This is a genomic window from Polaromonas sp. P1_E1_2 (genome assembly GCF_056406035.1).
This window is the reverse complement of sequence record NZ_JBFUAZ010000354.1, coordinates 1-4,383: the sequence shown is the minus strand read 5'-3', so window position 1 is coordinate 4,383 and position 4,383 is coordinate 1. Positions and strand designations below refer to the sequence as shown.

Annotated in this window: 6 protein-coding genes; 2 read left to right on the top strand and 4 right to left on the bottom strand. The window is 58.0% G+C overall.

Annotated elements, in window-relative coordinates:
* Positions 1 to 887: 887 nt before the first annotated feature.
* Positions 888 to 1,511, top strand: coding sequence for a DUF938 domain-containing protein (locus tag AC1D1P_RS15490; RefSeq protein WP_477673594.1), 624 nt, complete (start codon positions 888 to 890; stop codon positions 1,509 to 1,511).
* 121 nt (positions 1,512 to 1,632) lie between these two features.
* Here the strand turns inward: AC1D1P_RS15490 and AC1D1P_RS15485 are convergent, their stop codons facing one another.
* Positions 1,633 to 2,346, bottom strand: a complete 714-nt coding sequence (locus tag AC1D1P_RS15485) for an SOS response-associated peptidase (protein WP_477673593.1) — start codon at positions 2,344 to 2,346, stop codon at positions 1,633 to 1,635.
* Between the two features lie 50 nt (positions 2,347 to 2,396).
* Here AC1D1P_RS15485 and AC1D1P_RS15480 point away from each other — a divergent pair, with 50 nt between their 5' ends.
* Positions 2,397 to 2,990 carry a pseudouridine synthase gene (locus AC1D1P_RS15480; protein ID WP_477673592.1) on the top strand — a complete coding sequence of 198 codons (594 nt, stop codon included), beginning with the start codon at positions 2,397 to 2,399 and terminating at the stop codon, positions 2,988 to 2,990.
* 33 nt (positions 2,991 to 3,023) lie between these two features.
* On the opposite strand, the gene AC1D1P_RS15475 is transcribed toward AC1D1P_RS15480, so the two are convergent.
* The 3 genes from AC1D1P_RS15475 to AC1D1P_RS15465 are packed head-to-tail and all read right to left on the bottom strand — an operon-like array spanning position 3,024 to position 4,213.
* The gene (locus AC1D1P_RS15475) at positions 3,024 to 3,371 is read right to left on the bottom strand and encodes a DUF2200 domain-containing protein (protein ID WP_477673591.1); all 348 of its coding nucleotides are present in this window, start codon (positions 3,369 to 3,371) and stop codon (positions 3,024 to 3,026) included.
* Positions 3,372 to 3,393: 22 nt separating this feature from the next.
* Positions 3,394 to 3,720, bottom strand: coding sequence for an ArsR/SmtB family transcription factor (locus tag AC1D1P_RS15470; protein ID WP_477673590.1), 327 nt, complete (start codon positions 3,718 to 3,720; stop codon positions 3,394 to 3,396).
* A gap of 13 nt (positions 3,721 to 3,733) precedes the next feature.
* Entirely contained in the window at positions 3,734 to 4,213 is a 480-nt protein-coding gene (locus tag AC1D1P_RS15465; RefSeq protein WP_477673589.1) for an SRPBCC family protein, read from the bottom strand.
* Positions 4,214 to 4,383: the final 170 nt, after the last annotated feature.

Below are 4,383 nucleotides of genomic sequence, written 5' to 3'. Positions count from 1 at the left end.
ATCGCGGAAACAGCGGCGCACTTTGAGGCAGATCCACACAGACTCAGCCCAAAAAGGAGAAAACCAAGAACTTATCCACATCGTGAGCACCTTCTGCTCACAAAGAGTGTGGGTCAAAATTCGATGGAAAACTCGGGTMAGACTTCGGTGCAATTCAACACTTCGGCCGAAGTGGGTTTCCTCATCCGCGAATCCCACCGTGCATTTCGACCAATTTCTTCACGCTTACTATTATGTGAAAGTAAGAGACGAGCGCGATGAAGAAGAAAGTCGGAGAAGCGTGGAACTGGTAAATCAGTCGTATATAAAAAATCGAGAGAACCCCACCGAGGCTTTGCTCAACGCAGCCAGATGGTGGGCCTCATTGAAGGAGGCACCCTACGGGGAAGATATATTTATCAGCACTGTTGCGCCATCTATGGAGCAACAGTTCAAAGAACTCGACCAATGGACTCTCAATGATTTCCAGGTTACCTTTCAAAATGTTCACGCATTTAAAGCACACGCTCGCCAGATCAAGAACGCTAAGCTCGGATTGCCTAAAGGGCACACGGAGGTTATAGACCAGCGAGTTAACCGGGTGGCCGCTTGGTTGTGGAGTCAGCCACGAGACGATTCACAACACACCATCTTGCAACTTCTGCAATYCTTGGTTTTGGGTACATCTCAAGAAGACGTTGCGGAGAGGCTATGGACAGTAACTACCGATCCACTTTGGAGATTCGATCATTTTGGCCCCAGCACACTAGGCGAAGCACTAGGTTGGGCACGTCCCGATCAATTCCCACCAAGAAACAATCGCACAAATAAGGCTCTCAGAGCCCTAGGCCACGACGTCCGACTATTCTCGACCTCCTAATAGAGTTGCACTTCAGAACTCCAATGCTATGCCTCTGCTCAAATTTAGCCCAGCCGCAGATCGCAACAAGCAGCCCATCCTCGATGTCCTGCGCGAAATCTTGCCCACACACGGCAACGCACTAGAAATCGCTTCAGGCACTGGCCAACACGTAGCCTGGTTCGCCGCAGCCCTAACGCAATGGACATGGCAGCCTACCGATGCGATGCCTGCCTCGATGGACTCCATCTCTGCGCGAATCACCGAACAGGGCTTGCGCAATGTGCGCCCTCCCCTTGTGCTCGACGTGATGGCATCCGAGTGGTTGCCGAGCGCCGAACAATTCGACCTGATCTACTGCGCCAACATGCTGCACATCTCACCCTGGGCGACTTGCGCTGCGTTGATGCAGGGCGCTGCACGCCATCTGGCGCCGGGTGGTGTGCTGGTGACCTACGGGCCTTATCTGGAAGACGGTGTACCCAGCTCTGAAGGCAACCTCAGCTTTGACCAGAGCCTGCGCGCGCAAGACCCCACTTGGGGCATCAGACACAGGGAAGATGTAGAGCAGGAAGCCGCGCGCGCCGGCCTACTGTTGCAAGCCCGGCACGCTATGCCGGCCAACAACCTGCTGCTGGTTTGGGCCAAATCACAGCAGTCAGCAAAACATTAACTACGCACTCGTCGGCGGAAAACTGAATTCGCTATTATTTTTATAGCTGCTCGCGCTTTCCCATCAAGGGCTACAGCATCATTTCTAATAGATTTTCGTTCTAACCCGGTTAGCGTGGCGATCAGCGGCTTTTCTCAACCGGGTTGGCGGTCAACCAATTGGCCGGATAGGCCCGCATGAACTCCCTGGCCTTTTCCGTGCGGGCGCTGAGCCAGGCATCGTAGGCGCCCTCGTTCAGAATCGCCAGCATCCGTTTTTCGTTGCCGGGCTGCTGGTATCGGCTCATCAGGGCGTGGCTGTTGGCATTCACTGTGAGCAGGGTATAGCTGACGATGACTTCGCCATCCGCGCCTGTCCAGCTCTCCCACAGGCCCGCCACACCCAGGGGTTGGCCATCTACCCGGGCAATGCGCGTGGGCACGGCCTTGCCGCTGCGCCAATCGTCTTCCATGAAGGCCATCATCGGCACGATACAGCGCTGCCCGGCCAGCCAGGCATCGCGGAAGTTGCTGGACGTGGTGACGGTTTCCGAGCGGGCATTGATCAGCTTGGTCGAACGCAGCTTGGCGTCTGACGCCGACTTGACCCAGCGCGGCACCAGGCCAAACTGCCCGGCCACCAGCTCGTGCGAAAGCAGCGCGCGCGCGGGCTGTTCAGCGTCTTTGGCCTCTTGAACCTCTTCGGCTTCTTCGGCTTCATCGACTTTTATCGCGCGGATAAAAACACCCGGCTTGCGCGGCCACACATTGCGTTCCACGGGCGAAGCGGGGGCGGCTACCCCGAAGGCATCGGTATAAAGCGTGGCGGTTTTGATGCTCTCGTATTGGGTACTCATGCGGCGATGCTATCGCAGTGCCGCTACCGGGGCATGGTCCAATGACACCCATGCCCAGCCCCAGCTTCATTCCGCCCACCGCTATCGGCATGCCGCCACGCCTGATTTGCTTCAACAAGCCCTATGGCGTGCTGAGCCAGTTCACGCCGGAAGGCCGCTGGCGCGGGCTGAAGGACTTTATTGCCGTGCCGGAGGTGTATGTGGCCGGCCGGCTGGATGCGGACAGCGAGGGCCTGCTGCTGCTGACGAGCGATGGCGCGCTGCAGGCGCGCATCAGTGACCCGCGCTTCAAGATGGAAAAGATTTACTGGGTGCAGGTCGAAGGCGTTCCCGACGAGGCCACGCTGGCCGCACTGCGCCAGGGCGTGCAGCTCAACGACGGCATGACGCGCCCCGCCAACGCTCGGCTGATCGACACACCACCGGGCCTGTGGGAGCGCGAGCCGCCTGTGCGCGTGCGCAAGGCGATTCCGACGGCGTGGCTGGAACTGGGCATTCGCGAGGGGCGCAACCGCCAGGTGCGGCGCATGACGGCCGCAGTGGGCTTTCCGACTTTGCGCCTGATTCGCGCTTCCATCGGCCCTTATGCGCTGCAGGGCCTGGCGCAGGGCAGCTGGCGTGAGGCGCAAGAGCAAGTGGAATAGAAGGTGGAATGGGACAACACGCCGCAGAAGTTACTACCGCAGGATCTTCTCCATCGCCTTTCCTTTGGCAAGCTCGTCAATCAGCTTGTCCAGCCAGCGTATTTTTTGCATCAGCGGGTCTTCGACCTCTTCTACGCGAACACCGCATACGACGCCTTTGATCAGCGACACGTTCGGATGCATGGCTGGGGCCTGGGCGAAGAAAGTTTCGAAATCATTCTGCAGCTTGATTTGTTTGTCCAGCCCCTTTTGGTCGTAGCCGGTTAGCCAGCAGATGATCTGGTCGACTTCTTCCTTGGTGCGGCCTTTGCGCTCAGCTTTTTGAACCAGCATCGGGTAGACCTTGGCAAAAGCCATTGTGAAAATCTTGTGCTGGGGCATCGTCATTCCTTCTGCAAAGCGGCTATGCCTCTGCCTCGAGCGAGGCCTTCAGCCGGCCCAGGGCTTGGTCCCACTGCTGGGCGATCAAATCGAGTGAGCGGCGGGCTTCGTCGAGCTGCTGTGGGTCAAACTGCCACAGGCGCTCTCGCCCCACTTTGACGTGATGCACCAGCCCCGCGTCGGCCAGCACATGCAGGTGCTTGGTAACGGCCTGGCGGGTAATGTCGGTGGTGGTAGTGAGCTGGGCAATTGACACGGCGCCGCCCACGCAGAGCACGGCCACCAGTCGCAGGCGGGTTTCGTCGCCCAGGGCGGCGAAGACGCCTGCGGGGCCGGGCTGGGGGGTCAAGACTTCAGAGGTTTTAGTGCGAGGTGACATATTTCTGGATATTGTCCATCTGGCCTTCCCAGCCGCCGGTGTTCATGCGGATGGCCTCTGCGCGCCGGGCTACGGGAATCTTGTCAAAGCCTGATTCCACCACGCTGAGCAGGGTGCCCTTGCCGGTGTCTTTGAGCGTGAACTCGACCAGCGTGGTGGGCTCTTTTGAATAGTCGATGGCCGGGTCTACCGCGTAGGGGTGCCAGCGGTAAGAGAACAGCTTTTCGGGCTCAATGCGCTCAATGAGCACGTCAAACACCACGTGCTCGTAGCCCGGAATGGTGATGTTGCCTTGCACCTGCTGGCCGGCGATAAAGTTTTTGCCCTTGAGCGCCACGCCGAACCAGCCGCCAAATTCTTCGGCGTTCACCAGCGCGCGCCAGACCCGTGACACGGGGGCGTTGATCAAGGTGCTGCGTTCGATGCGGTCTGTAGATGAAGACGATGTGGTTGATGAAGTCATATATGCAATCTCCTGGTTGCATTTATTATGCGCAAGCCAATTCAAAAGCGCAATAAAATGGTTGCATTAATTTGAAACCATTTTTATCGCCTGCGATAAATTGCAACCAGATGGGGAAACTGCACGCTAAATGCTTACCCAGCGCGTGAGAGCGTCGCACGGCTCACGGT